General features: G+C 68.6%; 20 protein-coding genes. 7 read left to right on the top strand and 13 right to left on the bottom strand.

From position 1 onward, the window contains the following. Positions 1-13 precede the first annotated feature (13 nt). The 5 genes from I2456_RS08625 to I2456_RS08605 form a co-directional block, all read right to left on the bottom strand. Complete coding sequence (locus I2456_RS08625) at positions 14-622, bottom strand: TetR/AcrR family transcriptional regulator (RefSeq protein ID WP_116645587.1); 609 nt, start codon at positions 620-622, stop codon at positions 14-16. A gap of 24 nt (positions 623-646) precedes the next feature. Beyond that, positions 647-2,728 carry an NAD-dependent DNA ligase LigA gene (gene ligA, locus I2456_RS08620; RefSeq protein WP_085073429.1) on the bottom strand — a complete coding sequence of 694 codons (2,082 nt, stop codon included), beginning with the start codon at positions 2,726-2,728 and terminating at the stop codon, positions 647-649. Between the two features lie 96 nt (positions 2,729-2,824). Then, on the bottom strand, positions 2,825-3,160 hold the full coding sequence (locus tag I2456_RS08615) for an ArsR/SmtB family transcription factor (RefSeq protein ID WP_085073430.1): 336 nt from the start codon (positions 3,158-3,160) through the stop codon (positions 2,825-2,827). Further along, complete coding sequence (locus tag I2456_RS08610; protein ID WP_085073431.1) at positions 3,157-3,639, bottom strand: SRPBCC family protein; 483 nt, start codon at positions 3,637-3,639, stop codon at positions 3,157-3,159. The genes I2456_RS08615 and I2456_RS08610 overlap by 4 nt, the downstream gene beginning before the upstream one ends. Before the next feature lie 65 nt (positions 3,640-3,704). Beyond that, positions 3,705-4,730 carry a uroporphyrinogen decarboxylase/cobalamine-independent methonine synthase family protein gene (locus I2456_RS08605; RefSeq protein WP_085073432.1) on the bottom strand — a complete coding sequence of 342 codons (1,026 nt, stop codon included), beginning with the start codon at positions 4,728-4,730 and terminating at the stop codon, positions 3,705-3,707. 95 nt (positions 4,731-4,825) lie between these two features. Between I2456_RS08605 and I2456_RS08600 the strand changes: the two genes are divergently transcribed. Next, entirely contained in the window at positions 4,826-5,455 is a 630-nt protein-coding gene (locus I2456_RS08600; protein ID WP_068024758.1) for a sensor domain-containing protein, read from the top strand. Positions 5,456-5,459: 4 nt separating this feature from the next. Here the strand turns inward: I2456_RS08600 and mnmA are convergent, their stop codons facing one another. Genes mnmA through I2456_RS08575 form a run of 5 tightly spaced genes read right to left on the bottom strand, consistent with a single transcriptional unit; the run spans position 5,460 to position 9,995 of the window. Beyond that, positions 5,460-6,548 carry a tRNA 2-thiouridine(34) synthase MnmA gene (gene mnmA, locus I2456_RS08595; RefSeq protein WP_085073433.1) on the bottom strand — a complete coding sequence of 363 codons (1,089 nt, stop codon included), beginning with the start codon at positions 6,546-6,548 and terminating at the stop codon, positions 5,460-5,462. Beyond that, positions 6,549-7,727 carry a cysteine desulfurase family protein gene (locus I2456_RS08590; RefSeq protein ID WP_085073434.1) on the bottom strand — a complete coding sequence of 393 codons (1,179 nt, stop codon included), beginning with the start codon at positions 7,725-7,727 and terminating at the stop codon, positions 6,549-6,551. A gap of 57 nt (positions 7,728-7,784) precedes the next feature. Further along, positions 7,785-8,285 carry a DUF427 domain-containing protein gene (locus I2456_RS08585; protein ID WP_085073435.1) on the bottom strand — a complete coding sequence of 167 codons (501 nt, stop codon included), beginning with the start codon at positions 8,283-8,285 and terminating at the stop codon, positions 7,785-7,787. A gap of 25 nt (positions 8,286-8,310) precedes the next feature. Further along, entirely contained in the window at positions 8,311-9,150 is an 840-nt protein-coding gene (locus tag I2456_RS08580) for a lysophospholipid acyltransferase family protein (RefSeq protein ID WP_068156131.1), read from the bottom strand. Then, positions 9,150-9,995: a GNAT family N-acetyltransferase gene (locus tag I2456_RS08575; protein WP_085073436.1), complete on the bottom strand. Its 846-nt coding sequence runs from the start codon at positions 9,993-9,995 to the stop codon at positions 9,150-9,152. Before I2456_RS08575 ends, I2456_RS08580 begins: the two co-directional genes overlap by 1 nt. A 233-nt stretch (positions 9,996-10,228) precedes the next feature. Here I2456_RS08575 and I2456_RS08570 point away from each other — a divergent pair, with 233 nt between their 5' ends. Both I2456_RS08570 and I2456_RS08565 read left to right on the top strand, forming a co-directional pair. Then, positions 10,229-11,710 carry a cryptochrome/photolyase family protein gene (locus I2456_RS08570; protein WP_085073437.1) on the top strand — a complete coding sequence of 494 codons (1,482 nt, stop codon included), beginning with the start codon at positions 10,229-10,231 and terminating at the stop codon, positions 11,708-11,710. 16 nt (positions 11,711-11,726) lie between these two features. After that, positions 11,727-12,128: an SRPBCC family protein gene (locus I2456_RS08565; RefSeq protein WP_085073438.1), complete on the top strand. Its 402-nt coding sequence runs from the start codon at positions 11,727-11,729 to the stop codon at positions 12,126-12,128. Here I2456_RS08565 and I2456_RS08560 read toward each other — a convergent pair. Both I2456_RS08560 and I2456_RS08555 read right to left on the bottom strand, forming a co-directional pair. Continuing rightward, positions 12,125-13,081, bottom strand: coding sequence for an electron transfer flavoprotein subunit alpha/FixB family protein (locus tag I2456_RS08560; RefSeq protein ID WP_068024738.1), 957 nt, complete (start codon positions 13,079-13,081; stop codon positions 12,125-12,127). The two genes, I2456_RS08565 and I2456_RS08560, sit on opposite strands and share 4 nt — an antisense overlap. Positions 13,082-13,115: 34 nt before the next feature. Further along, entirely contained in the window at positions 13,116-13,907 is a 792-nt protein-coding gene (locus I2456_RS08555) for an electron transfer flavoprotein subunit beta/FixA family protein (RefSeq protein WP_068024735.1), read from the bottom strand. Positions 13,908-14,113: 206 nt separating this feature from the next. Here I2456_RS08555 and I2456_RS08550 point away from each other — a divergent pair, with 206 nt between their 5' ends. The 4 genes from I2456_RS08550 (at position 14,114) to I2456_RS08535 (ending at position 19,185) form a co-directional block, all read left to right on the top strand. After that, positions 14,114-14,923 carry a class I SAM-dependent methyltransferase gene (locus I2456_RS08550; RefSeq protein ID WP_068024732.1) on the top strand — a complete coding sequence of 270 codons (810 nt, stop codon included), beginning with the start codon at positions 14,114-14,116 and terminating at the stop codon, positions 14,921-14,923. A gap of 26 nt (positions 14,924-14,949) precedes the next feature. Next, positions 14,950-16,500: a 1,4-alpha-glucan branching protein domain-containing protein gene (locus I2456_RS08545; RefSeq protein WP_139823085.1), complete on the top strand. Its 1,551-nt coding sequence runs from the start codon at positions 14,950-14,952 to the stop codon at positions 16,498-16,500. A 90-nt stretch (positions 16,501-16,590) separates the two neighbouring features. Next, the gene (locus I2456_RS08540; protein ID WP_068024727.1) at positions 16,591-17,820 is read left to right on the top strand and encodes a glycosyltransferase family 4 protein; all 1,230 of its coding nucleotides are present in this window, start codon (positions 16,591-16,593) and stop codon (positions 17,818-17,820) included. Positions 17,821-17,829: 9 nt separating this feature from the next. Continuing rightward, a complete protein-coding gene (locus I2456_RS08535; RefSeq protein ID WP_085073440.1) occupies positions 17,830-19,185 on the top strand; it encodes a TIGR01777 family oxidoreductase in 1,356 nt (451 codons plus the stop codon). 13 nt (positions 19,186-19,198) lie between these two features. Here the strand turns inward: I2456_RS08535 and I2456_RS08530 are convergent, their stop codons facing one another. Further along, positions 19,199-20,278: an NAD-dependent epimerase/dehydratase family protein gene (locus I2456_RS08530; protein ID WP_085073441.1), complete on the bottom strand. Its 1,080-nt coding sequence runs from the start codon at positions 20,276-20,278 to the stop codon at positions 19,199-19,201. Positions 20,279-20,292 lie beyond the last annotated feature (14 nt).

Raw genomic sequence — 20,292 nt, 5'->3', positions numbered from 1 at the left:
GCGGCGGGAACGCCTATCTCGTGGGCCGGGTCAGACCGGGAATGATGAAGTCGTCGACCAGCCCCTGCACCGTTTCGCGGTTGGGCTCCTGCCCTGGCACGATGCACCGGAAGATGAGGTAGTTGGGCAGCAGGTCCCAGAGTTCGTCGTTGATTGCCGCTTCGGCGATCTCTCCCCGGTCGACGGCTTGACGCAGCACGTCCTGGAGCAACGCTTTGCGCTGGTCCAGGAACTGGTGCTGCAAGGCGTCGTTGAGCGCCGGGTGGCGAGACACCTCGACGAGCACCGCCCGAATGGTGCTGGCCTGCTGCCGGCCCTGCTCACAGATCGCCTCACCGAGGGTGAGCAGATCACCGCGCAGGGTGCCGGTGCCCGGCGGGACCGCGATGGGACGAATGCTCTCGATGAACGCGGCCAACACCAGTTCCGCTTTCGAGGGCCAGCGGCGGTACACCGTGGCCTTGCTGGCCCGGGCGGTGTTCGCCACCGCGTCGACGGTCAGCCGGTCGTAACCGTGTTCCTGCAACAGCTGCAACGTCACCGCGAGCAACTCTGCTTCGCGCGGTGACCACGGTGATGCGTCCGCGGACCGATCGGCGGTCTGGGTCATAGCGCCCACCATAGGCCTCGCTGCTGTGCAATGGCGTCAGTCGGTCGCGACGGCGGCGGGTCCCTCCTGCAGAAGCTTCCGGAACCCGTCTTCGTCCAGGATGGGCACACCGAGTTCGACGGCCTTGTCGTACTTGGATCCTGGCGAGTCACCGGCGACGACGTAGGAAGTCTTTTTCGACACCGAACCGGCCGCCTTGCCGCCGCGGGCGACGATCGCCTCTTTGGCGTCGTCTCGGGAGAATCCCGGCAGCGAACCGGTGACCACGACGGTCAGCCCGGCCAGGGTGCGCGGCACGCTGTCGTCGCGCTCGTCGGCCATCCGGACACCGGCGGCCCGCCACTTGTCGACGATCCCGCGGTGCCAGTCGACGCTGAACCACTCGGTGACGGCGGCGGCGATGGTGGGCCCCACCCCCTCGACCGCCGCCAGTTCTTCGGTGGAGGCGGCCATGATGGCGTCGAGACTGCCGAATTCGGTGGCCAGTGCGCGCGCGGCCGTCGGCCCGACGTGGCGGATGGACAGCGCCACCAGCACCCGCCACAGCGGCGCGGCCTTGGCCCTGTCGAGGTTGGCCAGAAGTCGTTTGCCGTTGGCGGACAAGCCCCCCGCCTTGGTGGTGAACAGGTCTGTGCGCAACAGGCTTTCCTCGGTGAGGGCGAACAGGTCGCCCTCGTCAGCGATCACGTTCGCCTGCAACAGCGCGATGCCCGCCTCGTAGCCGAGCACCTCGATGTCCAAGGCGTTGCGGCTGGCGACGTGAAAGACGCGCTCGCGCAATTGGGCTGGGCATCCACGGGTGTTGGGGCAACGGATGTCGGCGTCGCCTTCCTTGGCCGGCGCCAGCGTGGTGCCGCACTCGGGACACGTTGTGGGCATGACGAATTCGCGTTCGGACCCGTCGCGCAAATCGACTACCGGTCCCAGCACCTCGGGGATCACGTCACCGGCCTTGCGGATGACCACGGTATCGCCGATCAGCACGCCCTTGCGCTTGACCTCCGAGGCGTTGTGCAGCGTGGCCTGGCTCACCGTCGACCCGGCTACCTTCACCGGCGTCATCCAGGCGAACGGCGTGACCCGTCCCGTGCGGCCGACGTTGACCTTGATGTCGAGCAGTTGGGTCTGCGCTTCCTCGGGCGGGTACTTGTAGGCGATGGCCCAGCGCGGTGCCCGCGAGGTGGAGCCTAGCCTGCGCTGCAGGGCGACCTCGTCGACTTTGACCACCACGCCGTCGATTTCGTGAGCCACCTCGTGGCGATGCTCGCCCCAGTACTCGACCCGTTCTTGCACCGCGGCCAAGTCATCGACGAGCGTGGTGTGTTCGGAAACCGGCAGGCCCCAGGCGCGCAGCGCCAGGTACGCGTCGTGCTGCGTGACCGGGCGAAAGCCCTCGGTATGACCGAGACCGTGGCAGATCATCCGCAGCTTGCGGCGTGCGGTGACCGCCGGGTCTTTTTGTCGCAGCGAGCCCGCCGCGCTGTTGCGCGGGTTGGCGAACGGCGCCTTGCCCGCCTCGACCAGGCTTGCGTTGAGCGCTTGGAAATCCTCGACCAGGAAGAAGACTTCGCCGCGCACCTCGAGGACCTCAGGCAGGGGGTAGTCGTCGCTGGCGGCGAGGCGTTCGGGGATGTCTTGGATGGTGCGGGCGTTGAGGGTGACGTCCTCGCCGGTGCGGCCGTCGCCGCGAGTAGCCGCCCGGGTCAATCGCCCGCCCCGGTACACCAGGGAGAGGGCCACGCCGTCGATCTTGAGCTCGCATAGGTAGTGCGCGGCGTCGCCCACCTCGGCGTGCACCCGGGCGGCCCACGCACCGAGTTCCTCGGCGCTGAACGCGTTGTCCAGGCTCAGCATCCGCTCGAGATGATCGGCGGGTTCGAAGTCGGTCGCGAATCCGGCGCCGCCGACCAGCTGGGTGGGCGAGTCCGGGGTGCGCAGCTCGGGATGTTCGGCTTCGAGGGCTTCGAGTCGGCGCAGCAGCTGGTCGAATTCGGCGTCGGTGATGATCGGCGCGTCGCGCACGTAGTAGCGGAACTGGTGTCCGCGGACCTCTTCGGCCAGGTCCTGCCATTGCCGCAACACCTCGGGAGCGGTCTGGTCAGCCTCTGCTGAACTCACCCTCGCAGGCTATCGAAGCCGGCCGACACCGCCCAGATTGCCGTGGTGGTCGTCGACGGTGGCGCGATCACGACCGTGGCGGCGATCTCGGCGATATCAGCCCGCAGGGTCGCTCTCGACAAACGCCCGCAACCGGTCCACCGCCGCGTCCCACCGGCGCGACAACTGGGTCAAGTAGTCACTGGCCTGCGCGAGCTGCTCGGTTTGCAGGGTCCATACGCGCTCGCGTCCGCGCCGGACGCTGGTGACCAGTCCCGCCGATTCCAGCAGTTGTAAGTGCTTGCTGGCCGCCTGGCGGGTGACCGGTATCGCCTGGGTGATCCGTGACGTCGAACTGGGGCCTCCTTCGGAGAGGCCGACGACGATGCGCAGGCGATTGGGATCACCCAAGGCGTCGAACAGCGGCGCTTGCACCGCGACGGATCGGCTCACGATTCCACATACTGGCGCACCAGGTGAGTCTGGATTGCCCACCCTTCGGAGTTGGCCTCGAAAGAACTGCGCCGGCGGGCTTCGGGGATGGCGTCGAAGCCCGATTCCACAATGGTGAGCAACACCCCGTCGGGGACCTCGGCCAGCGTGAACTCGACCAGCGTGGTCGGTTCCTGGTCGTAGTCCACCTCAGGGGCGACGGCGAAGGGATGCCAGCGGTAGGCGAACCTGCGCTGGGGTTCCAGCGCGACGATCTCCCAGGTGCTCTTGACCCCGGTGTGCGGTTCCTGCCGCTTGGCGACCTCGTCGTCGACGGCGGTCGGGGTGATGACCGCGGTGACGAAGCCGCCCTCGACGAACGGGCCGTCGAAGCGGACCCCGAACCAGCGACCGAACTCTTCGGCGTCGCTGACCGCGCGCCATACCCGGTCCAAGGGAGCGCGCAGCACGACGCGCTTTTCGATGCGATCCGAACTCATGGGCAACCTCCTGGTTGCCTATCAGTACAACACGACTCCGGTATATACGCAACCAAATGGTTGCCTTATATGGCGTCGGGGTCCTCTGCGAACGCTTCGGCGGCCCGGGCGGCGAGCCCGATCGCGGTACGGGCCCACTGCTGCGTCGCCCCCGCCAGACCACATGCGGGCGTGACGCCGACGCGCGACCGCAACGCCGAGCGGCCGAAGCCGAGGCGGTCGGTCACAGCGACCACCGCCGCGGCCACCTCCTCCACGGACGGATTCCGCTCGGGCGCGCTCGCCGGGACCGCGCCCAGCATGACGGTGCGACCCGACTCGACGAACTCGGCGACGCTGTCCAGATCCGCCGCGCGCAGCGTGCCGGCATCCACCGAAACCGCTCCAATACTGCTGTCCTGCAACACCTTCCACGGCAACTCGGGGGCACAGCTGTGTAGCACCACATCGGTGCCCGCACCGCGGACGCAGGTGTCGAGCAACCCGCCCGCCACCGCTGGGTCCAGCGCGGCGACCGGGCTCAACGCGGTCACTCCGGTCAACCGCCCGCCCAGCGCGGCCGGCAGCGAGGGCTCGTCGAACTGCACGACTACCGGTGTGTCGAGTCGACGCGACAGCGTCGCGCGATGGGCGCCGACACCCTCGGCCAGCGACTCGGCCAGGTCCCGCACCGCACCCGGGTCGGTGATCGCCCGGTGGCCGTTGGCCAACTCGACCTCGGCTGCCAACGTGATCGGTCCGGGCGCTTGCACCTTCACCACCCGCCCGCTGCCCCGCAATCCGGCGATCTCCCATGCCTCTTCGAAGGCGTCCATGTCCTCGTCCAGGAGGCTGACCGCCCTGCGGGTCACCGCGCCAGGTCGGGCGGCGATGCGGTAGCCGCGCGGCACCGTGTCGATGGCGACGTCGACCAACAGGGCACCCGCGCGCCCCAGCAGGTCGGCGCCCACTCCCCTGGCCGGCAACTCGACCAGATGCGCCATAGCGCCGGCCAACTCACCGACCACTACCTCGGCAGCTCGCCGCGCGGCGGTGCCGGGCCACGATCCGATGCCGGTGCCGGTTGCGAACGGCGCTGCGAAATCACTCACCCGACAACCGTATTCGACATGACGTCGCCCGCCACTTGGTAGGGGTGTTTACCGCAATACGACCAGGGTAGTTTCGATGCCCAGAAGGGTGGCAGATGGCGAAACGAACATGGCCGCTGCTGGTGTGTTGGGCGATGGTCTGCACAGCGGCCTGCACGCGGGTGGTCAGCGGTGAAGCGCTGCCGATGTTCGGCGCCGTTCCCCTCGGAGTGCTCGATGCGTCCATGCTCTTACTGGACCAGTCCCGGATGCGCGCGATCACCGGCGCCGGAGACCACCTGACAATCATCCCGTCGATGGACGGCGCCTACCCGGTCGACATCGAGGACCTGGCTGCCACCACACCGCGCGAATGCCGATTCGTCTATGCCGAGACCGCGACCTTCGGTCCCGACGTGGCGGCGTTTCACAAGACGACGTTCCAGAATCCGCCCGAAGGCGGAATCATCTCCGAAGGCGCCGCGAGCTATCGGGACCCCGGCGCTGCGCGACGCGCCTTCGACGCGTTGGTCGCCACCGTGGGTGATTGCGCGTCGACGTCGAACGGCTGGCTGTACGTCGACAAGATGAAGGCCGAGGGTGATTCGCTGCGGTTTCGGCCTGGAGAGTGCGGCCGGGACTACCGGGTGCGCTCCGTGGCCTTGCTGGAAGTCACCTACTGCGGCTTTCCGCCCTCGGTGTCCGAGATCGTGATGACGAACATGGCGGCCAACGTGCCCGGCTGAAAACTCAGGCGCGAGCCAGTCGCGACGTACCGGTGATGGTCGCGCTGCCGAGCACCTCGTCGCCGTCGGGATCGGGACGGTACAGCACCAGCGTTTGACCGCGTGCCACGCCGCGTAGCGGGGTGTGCAACCGCACGACGAGCTCGTCGCCCACCAATTCGGCTTCGGCACTGGCGGTTTCGCCGTGCGCGCGCACCTGAACCGCGCAGTCCAGGCGTCCCGACGGCGCGGTCCCGCCAGTGAACACCGGGGCTCGTCCGGTCAGCGCGTGCACGTCGAGGTCGGCGGCATCGCCGACGTGGACGGTGGCGGTGTCGGCGTCGATGGCGGTCACGTAGCGCGGCCGACCGTCCGGGCCCGGCCCCGCGATGCCCAGACCTTTGCGCTGGCCGATGGTGAAGCCGTGCACGCCGTCGTGTTCGGCCAGCACGGCGCCCTCGGCGTTGACGACGCTGCCGGGGCGCACTCCGATCCGCTGACCCAGAAAGGTTCTGGTGTCTCCCGACGGGATGAAGCAGATGTCGTGACTGTCCGGCTTGTCGGCGACCGCAAGCCCCCGGCGCGCCGCCTCGGCGCGGATCTGCGGCTTGGGAGTGTCCCCGATCGGGAAGACGGCATGACGTAGTTGCTGTGCGGTCAGTACGGCCAGCACATAGGACTGGTCCTTGTCGCGGTCGACGGCCCGGCGCAGCCGGCCTTGCGACAGCCGGGCGTAGTGGCCGGTCGCGACGGCGTCGAAGCCCAACGCGAGGGCCCGGGCCGACAGGGCGGAGAACTTGACCTGCTGGTTGCACCGCACACACGGGTTGGGCGTTTCGCCGCGGGCGTAGGACTGCACGAAGTCGTCGATCACGTCGCGGGAGAACCGCTCAGCGAAATCCCATACGTAGAACGGTATTCCGAGCACGTCGGCGACGCGGCGGGCATCCGATGCGTCCTCCTTGGAGCAGCATCCCCGCGAGCCGGTGCGCAGAGTGCCGGGTGCGGTGGACAGCGCCAAATGCACGCCGACCACCTCATGTCCGGCTTCGACCATGCGGGCGGCGGCGACCGAGGAGTCGACGCCGCCGCTCATCGCGGCGAGAATCTTCACTTACGGTGCCCCCGTGGCGGCCAGGGCGGCGCGGCGCGCGCGAGCCACCGCGGCAGGCAGTACCTCCAGGGCCGCGTCGACATCGGCGTCGACACTGTTGTGCCCCAACGACAGTCGCAGCGAACCGCGCGCGCTGGCCGGGTCGGCGCCCATCGCGATGAGCACATGCGAAGGTTGCGCCACGCCGGCGGTGCAGGCCGATCCCGTCGAGCATTCGATTCCGTTGGCGTCCAGCAACATCAACAACGCATCACCCTCACAACCGCGGAAGGTGAAGTGCGCGTTGCCCGGAAGCCGCAGCGGGTCGCGAGCGCCGTTGAGCCGGACGTCGTCGATGGTGGTAAGCACTCCGTCCACCAGACGATCCCGCAACACCCGCATCCGGGCGCTGTTTGCTTCCAGCGCATCGACCGCAATCTGCGCCGCCGCCGCCATGCCGACCGCTCCGGCGACGTCCGGTGTGCCAGAACGGATGTCGCGCTCCTGCCCACCACCGTGCAGCAGCGGTACGCAGCTGACGTCGCGGCGCAGCAGCAACGCGCCCACGCCGGGCGGTCCGCCGAACTTGTGCGCGGCCACGCTCATCGCCGATAACCCACTGGCGCTGAACGACACCGGCAGTTGCCCGACGGCCTGCACGGCGTCGCTGTGCATGGGCACGCCGAACTCGGCTGCTAGGGCCGCGAGTTCGGCGGTCGGCATGATGGTCCCGACCTCATTGTTGGCCCACATCACCGAGACCAGGGCGACGTCGTCGTGCTCCTGCAGCGTGTCGCGCAGCGCGGCCACCGACACCGACCCGTCGGCCGCGGTGGGCAGCCAGGTCACCTCCGCGCCCTCGTGTTCGACGAGCCAGTTCACCGAGTCCAGCACCGCGTGATGTTCCACCTCGGTGGTGACGATGCGCCGCCGGTTGGGTTCGGCGTCGCGGCGTGCCCAGTAGATGCCCTTGAGCGCCAGGTTGTCGCTTTCGGTGCCCCCGGCGGTGAAGAGGACCTCCGAGGGACGCGCGCCGAGTTTCGCCGCGATCAGTTCCCGGGACTCCTCGATGCGCCGGCGCGCCGCGCGACCGGTGGTGTGCAGGGACGAAGCATTGCCGACGGTGCCCAGCACAGCGGTCATCGCCTCGATGGCAGCGGGGTGCATCGGGGTGGTGGCGGCGTGATCGAGGTAGACCATGACGGGCCCCACGATACCGGTCCAGGCACCGGTCCACCTCAGCCCCGATTGCGCCGCCTACCAGCCCGCCGAACCCGGGATGCCCTTGAACGGCCCGACGACCCAGCTGGTGATCCAGCCGCCGTAGAAGCCACCGGGCTGGGCAATCACCGTTTCGCCGTTGACCGTGCAGCGGTCGACCTGCGCGGCCATGACGGCGATGGCGCCGGCGATCGGCGTGAACGGCCCGGTGGGTCGTTCGTAGGTCCAGGCCGCCCTGGGGGCCTCGCGACCCGGCGTGACCAGGTCGAAGTAGGTGGCCTGCCCTTTCCACTCGCACCACGACGTTCCGGTGGCCCGGCGCAGCACACCCGGGCTGAACGCCTCGCGCGGTACGTAGTACGTCGGCGGGTGACTGGTTTCCAACACCCGGAAGGCTCGTGTTGTCGACGCGATCGTCTGGCCGCCCAGCTCGACGGTGATCGAGCCGGTGAAGTCTTCCAGGCGGGGCGGCCGTGGGTAATCCCACACCGACTCCTGTCCCGCAGCGGGCGGCTCGGGTGTGGGCCAGAGGCTCATGGCGTCAATCCTGCCCCCGAACCACTCAGGCCACCAGCGCGTGCCCTGCCGGGTGACGCACCGGCCCCAGTCCTATCGCGTCCTGACAGCGGGTGGCCAGGGCTCGCCGGTCGGTACCGGGCAGTTGCAGGGATGCCACCCGCACCCGGGCCACGGTGCGCGGTTCCCGCAGGACCCGGTAAACCGACTGCAACAGGGTGTCCTCGCCGACGTAAGCCGGTGCGGTGGACACGCTGCCGTCCACGCGGTGATAGGTCAACCGCACCGGCTGCACCGGTCGGCCGGCGTCGATGGCGGCCTGAAACATCGCCGGATAGAAACTGCCCGAGGCCAGCCCACACCAGGTGGTGCCCTCCGGGAAGGCCACCACGGTGTGGCCGGCCCGCAGTCGGCGCGCCACCGTCTCGACCACCGCGGGTAACCGCCGCAGGCTGGACCGCTCGATCGGGATGATCTGCAGGATGCGAGCCACGATCCCGGTCGCGCGCCCGGTGAACATATCGGCGCGGGCGACGAACGAGCCGGGCAACAGCGCGCCGATGGCGAACGCGTCCAGCCACGACATGTGACTGCTGACCACCAGCACACCTTGCAGGTTGCGAATCGGGCTGCCCGACACAGTGATTCGCACCCCGAAGCAACGCAGCACCAGGCGGCAGTAGGCGCGCTGCACTCGGGTCCCTCCGGGCAACGGGATGCCCAGCAGCGGCAGCCCCGGCGCCAGCAGCAGCGCCCACATCACCCGAAACGCCACCCGCAGCGTTATCAGCACCGTCGGTGACACGGCGGTGTCACCGGGGGCGACACAACTGGCGTCACACGATGCGCGCGGCAGCCAGGAGTGGGCGCGCGGCGGCCGGTCCATCACGCCGCTCCGCTTGCCATTTCGGCGGCCGCCGACACCGAGCGCAGGCGCTTGAGATATCGGGTGTCGGCCTGTCGCTTGTCCAGCAGCACGCAGAAGTCGCCGACGCCGAAGTCCGGGTCGTGGGCCGGCTCACCGCAGGCCCGTGCGCCCAACCGCAGATAGCCCCGCATCAGCGGCGGAACCGTGGGCCGGGGCGGCGGCGCGATATCGTCCAGCGCCCTGCCGTCGAGGACCACCGGCCGGTACGGGCGCACCCGGTACTGGGCGGCATGACGATTCAAGATGAAGTCGCGTACACCGCGCAGCTCGCTGCCCGGCGCTACACCCTGGGAGCCGTCACCGATCGGCACGGACACGCAGCCGGTCACATAGTCGTAGTCGCAGCGGTCGAGGTAGGCCAGGATGCCGGCCCACATCAAAAGCACCACCGCACCGTTGCGGTGGCCGTCGCGTACCACGGCCCGGCCCATCTCCACCAGCGACGGTCGCAGCGGGTCGAAGGCTGCGACGTCGAATTCCGTTGCGGTGTAAAGCCCTCCGGCGGCTATCGCGCCCGCTGGCGGCAGCATGCGGTAGCAGCCCACCAGCTCGCCGGTGTCGTCGTCGCGAACCAGCAGATGGTCACAGTGTTCGTCGAACCGGTCGACGTCTCGGCGCGATCCGTCCGACGTAGGGAGGGTGAAGCCGGGGGTGCTGGCGAAGACGTCGTATCTGAGCTCCTGGGCGGCCTCGATGAGAGTGGGATCGGTGGACAGCAGGAGGGAATAGTGCGGCCCGGTAGACGACCCTGTCGCCGTGCCTCTCGGTTTATCGCTGGCTATGAGGACGGAAGCAACGCTCATGGGTTCAACGTTGCGTAGCCGGTCGGCGTGTCGGCATCGCCGCTGTGACATGTCGGTGCACGTCAGATGACGAAATGACGCGCGAAATCGCTTGGACCTGGCGGTGTTCAGCCGTTGATTGACAGCTGGTCAGCGATCGTTAAGTTGGTGAACAGAGCAACCTTCGCCGCGGTCGAGCCCAGGCCGTCCATACGTAAGCATCTCGACCGAACCGATTCGAAACTGGCGTGGACATGAACCCTGTGGCGCGACGATGGTGTTTCGCTGATCAACTCGGACCGCACTTTCTTGACCAACCCGATCAGCCGGTGCTGCTGATCGAGTCTCGCGCGGTGTTCGAGCGCCGCCGTTTCCACCGTCGCAAGGCGCACCTGGTGCTTTCGGCGCTGCGCCACCGCGCCGCCGAACTCGGTGAGCAGGCGCTGTTCTTGCAGACCCGCACTTACCGCCAAGCGTTAGACCAGGTCGACGGCCCAATCAGCGTGTGTCAGCCCACGACCTGGGCGGCCGACCGGTTCGTGCGGTCGCTGCCCGAAGTCGAAGTGCTGCCGCCGCGCGGATTCTGCACCGGCCGCGACGAATTCGAGAAGTGGGCGGGACGCTCCCGCCACCTGTTGCTGGAGAACTTCTACCGCGATGCCCGGCGCCGTTTCGACCTGTTGATGCATGGCGACCAACCCGCCGCCGGCCGCTGGAACTTCGACGCCGACAATCGCGAGCCGCCCCCGAAAAACGTTGCTGCCCTTCCTATTCCCGCTCCCTGGCAACCAGAGGAAGACGAGATCGATGAACAGGTTCGCGCCGACCTGGACCGATGGGAACGCGAGGGCACCGTCGAGTTCGTCGGCCGGGACGGCCCACGCGAATTCGCGGTCACCGCAACCGAAGCGCAGTCCGCGTTCGGGGTCTTTCTGCGGGATCGGCTGCCGCACTTCGGTCCTCACGAGGATGCCATGCTCAGCGGCGACCGATTCCTGGCGCACAGCCTGTTGTCGGCGACGATGAACCTGGGCTTGCTGGACCCGCTGGACTGCGCGTATGCGGCCGAGGACGCCTACCGTAGTGGCGATGCCCCGCTGGCCAGTGTCGAAGGCTACATCCGCCAACTCATCGGCTGGCGCGACTACATTTGGCACGTCTATTGGCATTTCGGTTCGGACTATCGCCGGCGCAACGCGTTGCAAGCCAATGCGGGGCTGCCGGACTGGTTCACGAACCTGGACGCCGACGCGGTGGACGCGCGATGTCTCAAAGACGTGCTGGGACAGGTGCGCGATCACGGCTGGGTGCATCACATCCCCAGGCTCATGGTGCTGTCGAACTATGCGCTGCAACGCGGCTGGGATCCCGCCGCGATGACCGACTGGTTTCACCGCTGCTTCGTCGACGGCTACGACTGGGTGATGGTGGCCAACGTGGTCGGCATGTCCCAGCATGCCGACGGCGGTTTGATGGCGACCAAGCCCTACGCCGCAGGCGGGGCCTACATCAACCGGATGAGTGACTACTGCGGTCAATGCCCGTATCACCCCGGCGAGCGGGTGGGTGAACGCGCATGCCCGTTCACCGGTGGCTACTGGTGGTTCCTGAGCCGCAACCGGCAATACCTGGCAGGCAATCGCCGGATGAATCAGCCGTTGGCGGGAATGCAGCGGCTCAGCGATCTCGACGAGGTCGTCGAACAACAGCGCCGGCTCGGTCAATCCGCGCCATGACGGGTATCCCGCCAGGATGCCCCCGATAAGCCAAGCCGTCATGCTCACCGTCAACCGGGACATCGCTGCCCCGCCAGAGGCGGTATGGGACCTGCTGGTCGACCTCGATGCGTGGCCCAAGTGGGGGCCGACGATCAGCGGAGCCCGGCTCGACGAGCCGCACACCGAGCTGGGTCCGCAGGTGACCGGCACGGTGCAGACGCCGGTGCTGGTGTCCGCGCCGTTCGTGGTGACCGAGTTCGAGCCGGGCCGGGTGTGGGCGTGGAAAGTGGCCGGTGTCCCGGCCACTCGTCACGCGGTGCACCCGTTAGGCGATGGCGCCCAGGCCAGCATGGCCGTCCCGTGGTGGGCCGCACCGTATCTGACCGTGTGCGCCGTCGCCTTACGGCGTATCGATCACATGCTGACCAGGTCTTAGCCCTTGCGGGTCTTGATGGCCTCGGTCAGTTGCGGGGCCACCTTGAACAGGTCACCGACCACGCCGTAGTCGGCGATCTCGAAGATCGGCGCCTCTTCATCCTTGTTGACCGCGACGATGGTCTTCGAGGTCTGCATGCCAGCGCGGTGCTGGATGGCTCCGGAGATGCCCAGCGCGATGTAGAGCTGCGGGGACACCGTCTTGCCGGTCTGGCCGACCTGGAATTGACCCGGGTAGTAGCCGGAGTCGACCGCGGCACGGGAGGCGCCGACGGCCGCGCCGAGCGAGTCGGCCAGTTCCTCGACCACCTTGAAGTTCTCCGCGCTGCCGACACCGCGGCCACCGGACACCACGACCGTGGCCTCCGTCAGCTCGGGCCGGTCACCGGCCACCGCGGGCTCGCGCGAGGTAATCTTCGTCGCGTTCTCGGCGGGCTCGGGCACCTCGACCTTCACCACCTCGCCGGCGCCGTCAGCCGGCTCGGGGTCAACGGACCCGGCACGGACGGTGATCACCGGGGTGTCGCCGTTGGCCTGGGCCTCCACGGTGAACGAGCCACCGAAGATGGAGTGCACGCCCTTGCCACCTTCCTTGACGCCGACCACGTCGACCAGCAGGCCGGCCCCGATTCGGGCGGCGAGGCGGCCGGCGATTTCTTTGCCGTCGGCGTTGGAGGACAGCAGCACGGCGGCCGGAGCCGACGACTCGGCCAGCGAAGCCAGCACGTCCACATAGGGGGTGATCAGGTACTGGTCGACGATGTCGGACTCGGCGACGTAGATCTTGGCGGCACCGGCCTGCTTCAGCCCGTCGATCAGCGGCTCGGCCGTGCCGGGTGCACCGACCACGACGGCGGCCGGCTCGCCGAGGGCGCGCGCGGCGGTGATCAGTTCGGAGGTGACCTTCTTCAGGGCACCTTCGGCTTGTTCGACAAGCACCAATACTTCAGCCATGGGTTGTATTCGCTCTCTCGTCTATGAGGGTCGCTTAGATGATCTTCTGGGACACCAGGTACTGGGCGATCTGACTGCCGCCCTCGCCCTCGTCGGTGACCTTCTCACCCGCGGTCTTGGGCGGCTTGGGGGTCGAGGACAACACCGTTGAACCGGCGTTGGCCAGCCCGACCTCGTCGCTTTCCACGCCGATGTCGGCCAGGGTCAGGACGGTCACTTCCTTCTTCTTGGCGGCCATGATGCCCTTGAAGGACGGGAAGCGCGGTTCGTTGATCTTCTCGTTGACGCTGACCACCGCGGGCAGCGTGGCCTCGAGGGTGAATACACCGTCGTCGGTCTCGCGCTCGCCGGTCACCTTGCCGTCTTCGATCGCCAGCTTGCGCACGTGGGTGAGCTGCGGCAGGCCCAGGTACTCGGCGATGATCGCCGGCACGGCGCCGCCGGAACCGTCGGTGGCCTCGTTGCCGGCGATCACCAGCTCGGTGCCCTCGATGGTGCCCAGCGCGCGGGCCAGCGCCCAGGCGGTCTGCACGACGCACGAACCGTGCATGCCTTCGTCCTTGAGGTGGACGGCCTTGTCGGCGCCCATGGACAGCGCCTTGCGGATCGCCTCGGTGGCGCGCTCGGGACCTGCGGTCAGCACGGTCACCGACCCTTCGCCGCCTTCGCGTTCGCGGATCTGCAGCGCCTCTTCGACGGCGCGCTCGTTGATTTCGTCCAGCACCGCGTCGGCGGCCTCGCGGTCCAGCGTGTAATCGCCGTCGGACAGCTTGCGCTCCGACCAGGTGTCTGGGACCTGCTTAATCAGGACCACGATGTTCGTCATAAGTGTGGTTCGTCCTCCTCGACGGAGTCCCACAGCGGTCGACTGCGGGACCTAGGTCACCCGTTTGGCGACCGCACAGCCATGTTACTAGGCGGTAACTTTTTGCGGTCTGCTCTCACACCATAGCGGGTCGTAGTGCACGTTCCCGCGCCCGTATCAGGTGCCCGGTTCGCTAATCGGCCGCCACGGGCTAGCCTGCCTTAGCAATGAGCGCATTCGTTCCCGACGTCCCCCGAGCTGCGCCCGCCGACCCTCAATCGGCGGCCCCAGCAGCGTTGATGCTGACCGGCGAGCGCACCATTCCCGGCCTGGACATCGAGAACTACTGGTTTCGCCGCCACGAAGTCGTCTACCAGCGGCTGGCGCCGCGGTGCGCGCGCCGCGATGTTCTGGAAGCCGGATGTGGCGAAGGTTACGGTGCCAACCTGATCGCCGGGGTGGCGCGGCGCGTGGTAGCCGTGGACTACGACGAGACCACGGTTGCCTACGTGCGTCGCCGCTATCCCCGGGTCGAGGTGCTGCACGCCAATCTGGCCGAGCTGCCCCTGCCCGACGCGTCGGTGGATGTGGTGGTCAACTTTCAGGTGATCGAGCACCTGTGGGACCAAGGTCAGTTCGTCCGGGAATGTTTGCGGGTGCTGCGCCCCGCTGGGGTGCTGATGGTCTCGACGCCCAACCGGATCACCTTCTCCCCTGGCCGCGACACACCGATCAACCCGTTCCACACCCGCGAACTCAACGCCGGTGAGCTCACCGAATTGTTGGAGGAGGCCGGCTTCACCCACGTGTCGATGAGCGGCCTGTTCCACGGGGCTCGCTTGTGCGAAATGGACGCTCGCCACGGCGGCTCGATAATCGACGCGCAGATCGCGCGGGCGGTGGCCGACGCCCCGTGGCCGCCGCAGCTGGTCGCCGACGTCGCTGCGGTCACCACCGACGACTTCGACCTGATCGAGTCCGGCGACCGTGACATTGATGACAGCCTGGATCTGATCGCCGTCGCGGTGCGCCCGTGAGCACGCCGCACGACCGGGTGCCCGGGATGTTCACTCTGGTCTTGCACACCCACCTGCCCTGGTTGGCCCACCATGGCCGGTGGCCGGTCGGCGAGGAGTGGCTCTACCAATCGTGGGCGGCGGCCTACCTGCCGTTGTTCCGGGTGCTGCAGGTGCTGGCCGACGAACAGCGCCAAGGTCTGCTCACCCTTGGGATGACCCCCGTGGTCAACGCCCAGCTCGACGACCCGTACTGCCTGGACGGCATGCATCACTGGCTGGCCAACTGGCGGCTGCGTGCGACCGAGGCGGCCAGCATCGGGTCCGCGCCGCGGTCCAAAGCCGCAACCAATGCGTCATGCACGCCGGATGCATTGCGCAGCTTCGGAATTCGCGAGAGCGCGGAAGCCGATCAGGCGCTCGACGACTTCGTCACCGGGTGGCGCCACGGTGCCAGCCCCCTGCTGCGCCGGCTGATCGAGGCCGGCACCGTCGAACTGCTCGGCGGTCCGCTGGCCCACCCGTTTCAGCCGCTGCTCGCACCACGACTGCGCGAGTTCGCATTACGCGAAGGCTTGGCCGATGCGCACCTGCGGCTGGCGCACCGCCCGACCGGAATCTGGGCGCCCGAGTGCGCGTACGCCCCCGGCATGGAACACGACTACTCGGCCGCAGGGGTCACGCACTTCATGGTCGACGGCCCCTCGCTGCACGGCGACACCGCGCTGGGCCGGCCCGTCGGCGACACCGACGTCGTCGCGTTCGGCCGCGACCTGCAGGTCAGTTACCGGGTGTGGTCGCCGAAGTCCGGCTACCCGGGCCACGCCGCCTACCGCGACTTCTACACCTACGACCACCGCACCGGCCTCAAGCCGGCCCGGGTCACCGGTCGCAATGTGCCCTCGGAGGCCAAGGCGCCCTACGACCCCGAGCGCGCCGACCGGGCGGTGGACGGTCATGTCGCCGACTTCGTCGACGTCGTGCGCGCGCGGTTGCAATCGGAGTCCGAACGCATCGGGCGACCCGCGCACGTGATCGCGGCCTTCGACACCGAGTTGTTCGGCCACTGGTGGTACGAAGGCCCGACATGGCTGCAGCGGGTGCTGCGCGCCCTACCCGCGGCCGGTGTGCAAGTCGGGACGCTGCGCGACGCGATCGACCACGGCCTGGTCGGGGCCCCGGTCGAATTACCGCCCAGCTCATGGGGATCCGGCAAAGACTGGCAGGTGTGGAACGGCGAGCAGGTGGCCGATCTGGTTCAGCTCAACACCGAAGTGGTCGACACCGCGCTCACCACCGTCGACAAGGCGCTGGCGCAGACGGCAACCCTGGACGGGCCCATCCCCCGCGACCACGTCGCCGACCAGATTCTGCGGGAGACCCTGCTGACCGTGTCCAGCGACTGGCCGTTCATGGTGAGCAAGGATTCCGCCGCCGGCTACGCCCGCTACCGCGCGCACTTGCACGCGCACGCCACCCGAGAGATCGCCGGCGCGCTGGCCTCGGGCCGGCGGGACAGCGCACAACGACTCGCCGAAGGCTGGAATCGCGCCGACGGCCTGTTCGGCGCTCTCGACGCCCGCCGGCTGCCGCGGTGACCTCCCACCCCGCGAGCGTGCGTGTCGGTACGGCGACACGCCGCACCGCGCGGCATTCCGCGCACCCTCGCGCCGAACAGACCTAGCCGCATGAAGATCCTGATGGTGTCGTGGGAGTATCCGCCGGTGGTGATCGGCGGCCTCGGCCGGCACGTGCACCATCTGTCCACCGCACTGGCCGCCGCCGGCCATGAGGTCGTCGTCCTGTCGCGGCGGCCCACCGGCACCGACGCCAGCACCCACCCCGGTACCGACGAGATCAGCGAGGGCGTGCGGGTGATCGCGGCCGCGCACGATCCGCACGAGTTCACCTTCAGCACCGACATGATGGCCTGGACCCTGGCGATGGGCCATGCCATGATCCGCGCCGGCCTGTCGCTGCATACCAGCTGGCGCCCCGATGTGGTGCACGCCCATGACTGGCTGGTCGCCCACCCGGGGATCGCGCTGGCCCAGTTCTTCGATGTGCCAATGGTTTCCACCATGCATGCCACCGAAGCCGGGCGGCATTCGGGTTGGGTGTCCGGCGCCATAAGCCGTCAGGTGCACGCGGTCGAGTCGTGGCTGGCGCGCGAATCCGATTCGCTCATCACGTGTTCGGCGTCGATGCGAGACGAGATCAACGAGTTGTTCGGACCCGACTTGCCCGAGACCACCGTGATCCCCAACGGTATCGACGTCTCCCGGTGGCAGTTCGCACCGCGCCGCCCGCGGCAGGGACCGGCCGAACTGCTCTTCGTCGGTCGCCTGGAATACGAGAAGGGCGTGCACGACGCCATCGCCGCGCTGCCCCGCATCCGGCGCAGCCATCCGGGCACCACGCTGACCATCGCCGGTGAGGGCACGCAGCTGGACTGGCTCGTCGCGCAGGCCCGTAAGCACAAGGTGCTCAAGGCAACACGCTTCGTCGGGCACCTCAATCACACCGAATTGCTGGCGGCCCTGCACCGCGCTGACGCCGCGGTGCTGCCCAGCCACTACGAGCCGTTCGGGCTGGCCGCCTTGGAGGCCGCGGCGGCGGGCATCCCGCTGGTGACGTCGAACACCGGCGGCTTGGGGGAAGCGGTGATCGACGGGCAGACCGGCGTCTCGTTCGCCCCCCGCGACGTCGCCGGACTGGCCGCGGCGGTGCGAACGGTGCTCGATGACCCGGCCGCCGCTGCGCGACGCGCCCGCGCCGCCCGGGACCGCCTGACCTCCGACTTCGATTGGCAGACGGTCGCCGGCCGAACCGCGCAGGTGTACCTGGCGGCCAAGCGCGGCGAACGACACCCGCAACCGCGGCTGCCCATCGTCGAGCACGCGCTGCGCGGCCGGTAACGTCGACGCATGGGGCTGGTCTACGAGAGCGTGGTCGACGCGCCGCGCGACGAAGTGTTCGCCTGGCATACCCGGCCGGGTGCATTCACCCGGCTGTCGCCGCCGTGGCAGCCGATGAAGCTGGTCACCGAGGCCGAATCCGTCGAGGACGGGCGGGCCACCCTCGCCCTGCCCGGTGGACTGCGCTGGGTTGCCGAGCATCAGGCCGACTCTTACGATCCGCCACGGCGTTTCGTCGACGCCATCGGCGGTGACGGGCTGGCCTCGCTACCGGCACGCGTCGCCGTCAACTGGCGCCACACCCACGAGTTCGAAGAAGTCGGCACCGACCAGACCCGGGTCATCGACCGGGTGGCCACTCCGGTACCGGCCCGGGCGTTGCGCCCCATGTTCGCCTACCGGCACCGCCAACTGGCCGACGACCTGGCCGCGCACCGGCTGGCGGCCGCGCACGGTCTGGCCCCGGCGACAATCGCCATCACCGGGTCATCGGGACTGGTCGGCTCGGCACTGGCCGCGTTCCTGAGCACCGGCGGCCACCGCGTCATCCGCCTGGTCCGCGGTGCTCCCAATGGCAGCGCCGAGCGACGCTGGGACACCGATGATCCCGACCCAGCGCTGCTTGCCGGGGTGGACGCCGTCATCCATCTGGCCGGCGCATCCATCGCCGGACGATTCACCGACAAGCACCGAAAAGCCATCCGCGACAGCCGCATCGGGCCGACTCGCCGACTGGCCGAAGCCGTCGCCCTAACGCCCAACGGCCCCCGCGCGCTGATCTCGGCCTCCGCGATCGGGTACTACGGCTATGACCGCGGCGACGCGACGCTCACCGAGGACAGCGAGCGCGGCGACGGCTTCCTGGCCGACGTGGTCGTGGACTGGGAGGACGCGACCAGTGCCGCCGAGCAGGCCGGTGTGCGGGTGGTGCGGGTGCGCACCGGCATCGTGCAGTCTCCGCGCGGCGGCACACTGCGGTTGATGCGGCCGCTGTTCGGCGCCGGGCTTGGTGGTCGCCTCGGTGCTGGCCGGCAGTGGCTGTCGTGGATCGGCATCGACGACCTGATCGACGTCTATCACCGCGCGCTCTGGGACACCGACCTGTCCGGAGCGGTCAATGCCGTTGCCCCGCAACCTGTTCGCAACAGCGACTACACCCGCACCCTGGCCCGTGTGCTGCGCCGACCGGCGGTGCTGCCGGTGCCGCCGTTGGGTCCGCGGATTCTGCTGGGCCAGCAAGGTGCCCGTGAGCTGGCCTTGGCCAGTCAGCGGGTGCTGCCAGAGCGGCTCACTCGTACCGGGCATCGCTTTCGCCAGCCAGACCTGCAGTCGGCTTTGCGACACCTGTTGGGCCGCAACCGGTAAACCGGCGGGAGCGTTACGGCACCGGCCGTTGAGTCACCGGTCCGCGGGTCAGATTGCGCACGATGGCGGTGACGAATGAGCGAGGTTTGAGGACCGGACTCGGCGTCCCCTTGTCGTGGGTGAACCCGTCGATCAGTTCGGCCAGGGCGTCCAGCGATGTATACCGCGGCGCCCAGCCCAGTTCGTTTCGGGCGCGGTCGGTGTTGAGCAGCGGTGCCGAGAACGCCATGTTGAACCAGCCGCGGTCAATCGGCTGCAGGCGCGCACGCCACGACGCCTGAACCACCGGCCCGAGTAGACCCGCCGGCACATGAATCGGCTTGGCGCCCAGGATCTTCGCGATGTCGTCTCGCGTCACCGGCGGTTCGGCGGCGATGTTGAACGCTCCCAGCGCGCGGCGTTCGATCGCGCGCGCGCAGGCGTCCGCCACGTCGTCGGAGTGCACCATCGCCACGATCAACGAGCGGTCCAGCGGAAGCACCGGCAGCCAGCGCACCCAGCCCGGATCGATATAGGCGGGCAGCACATAGCGGCGCAAACCCGCAGCGGCATTGCGCTGCAGAATCAATCCCGGTCGCAGCCGGGTGATCCCGACGCCGTCGGGATGGCTGCGCTCATAGTCGTCGAGCAGTCGTTCCGCAGCGGCCTTTCCCCTGCTGTAGACCGAGGTGCTCAAGCCTTCCGTCGACCACGTTTCGTCGACCTTCTCCCCGTACCGGCCCGGCGCATAGGTGCCCAACGACGACATGTGCACCAGGTGCGGCACTTTGGCGCTGTCGGCCGCGCGCAACACCGCCGACGTCCCCCGCACACCTACGTCATGCAGATAACGCGCGTTGCGAGTCGGCTGAAAGCCCCACGCCAGGTGAACGACACAGTCCGCGTCGCCGAAGATGCCGCGTAGCTGCGTCTCCGCGCTGTTGTCGGCCAGATCCACTTGATGCCAAGCCACTTTGGCGTACACATCCTCGGCCGGCGGTTGGCGCCGGGTGACGCCGACCAAGTCGTAGTCGGCGCCGTTTTCGGTGAGCCTGCGCAATAAAGACGTGCCGACATTGCCACTGGCACCCGTGATGACGATTCGCTTGCTCACTGCTCTACCTCCCG

Origin of the sequence: Mycobacterium kubicae (assembly GCF_015689175.1) — a bacterium.
Classification (GTDB): Bacteria; Actinomycetota; Actinomycetes; order Mycobacteriales; family Mycobacteriaceae; genus Mycobacterium; species Mycobacterium kubicae.
This window is presented reverse-complemented; position numbering and strand designations above follow the sequence as displayed.

Coding starts and splice junctions, on each gene's coding strand:
- I2456_RS08585 (WP_085073435.1), bottom strand. CDS start 8,285: ATGAGCCTCTGGCCCACACCCGAGCCGCCCGCTGCGGGACAGGAGTCG.
- I2456_RS08625 (WP_116645587.1), bottom strand. CDS start 622: ATGGTGGGCGCTATGACCCAGACCGCCGATCGGTCCGCGGACGCATCA.
- I2456_RS08565 (WP_085073438.1), top strand. CDS start 11,727: ATGCCCCCGATAAGCCAAGCCGTCATGCTCACCGTCAACCGGGACATC.
- I2456_RS08570 (WP_085073437.1), top strand. CDS start 10,229: ATGAACCCTGTGGCGCGACGATGGTGTTTCGCTGATCAACTCGGACCG.
- I2456_RS08550 (WP_068024732.1), top strand. CDS start 14,114: ATGAGCGCATTCGTTCCCGACGTCCCCCGAGCTGCGCCCGCCGACCCT.
- I2456_RS08610 (WP_085073431.1), bottom strand. CDS start 3,639: ATGAGTTCGGATCGCATCGAAAAGCGCGTCGTGCTGCGCGCTCCCTTG.
- I2456_RS08545 (WP_139823085.1), top strand. CDS start 14,950: ATGTTCACTCTGGTCTTGCACACCCACCTGCCCTGGTTGGCCCACCAT.
- I2456_RS08575 (WP_085073436.1), bottom strand. CDS start 9,995: ATGAGCGTTGCTTCCGTCCTCATAGCCAGCGATAAACCGAGAGGCACG.
- I2456_RS08600 (WP_068024758.1), top strand. CDS start 4,826: ATGGCGAAACGAACATGGCCGCTGCTGGTGTGTTGGGCGATGGTCTGC.
- I2456_RS08535 (WP_085073440.1), top strand. CDS start 17,830: ATGGGGCTGGTCTACGAGAGCGTGGTCGACGCGCCGCGCGACGAAGTG.
- I2456_RS08580 (WP_068156131.1), bottom strand. CDS start 9,150: ATGGACCGGCCGCCGCGCGCCCACTCCTGGCTGCCGCGCGCATCGTGT.
- I2456_RS08560 (WP_068024738.1), bottom strand. CDS start 13,081: ATGGCTGAAGTATTGGTGCTTGTCGAACAAGCCGAAGGTGCCCTGAAG.
- I2456_RS08555 (WP_068024735.1), bottom strand. CDS start 13,907: ATGACGAACATCGTGGTCCTGATTAAGCAGGTCCCAGACACCTGGTCG.
- I2456_RS08590 (WP_085073434.1), bottom strand. CDS start 7,727: ATGGTCTACCTCGATCACGCCGCCACCACCCCGATGCACCCCGCTGCC.
- I2456_RS08540 (WP_068024727.1), top strand. CDS start 16,591: ATGAAGATCCTGATGGTGTCGTGGGAGTATCCGCCGGTGGTGATCGGC.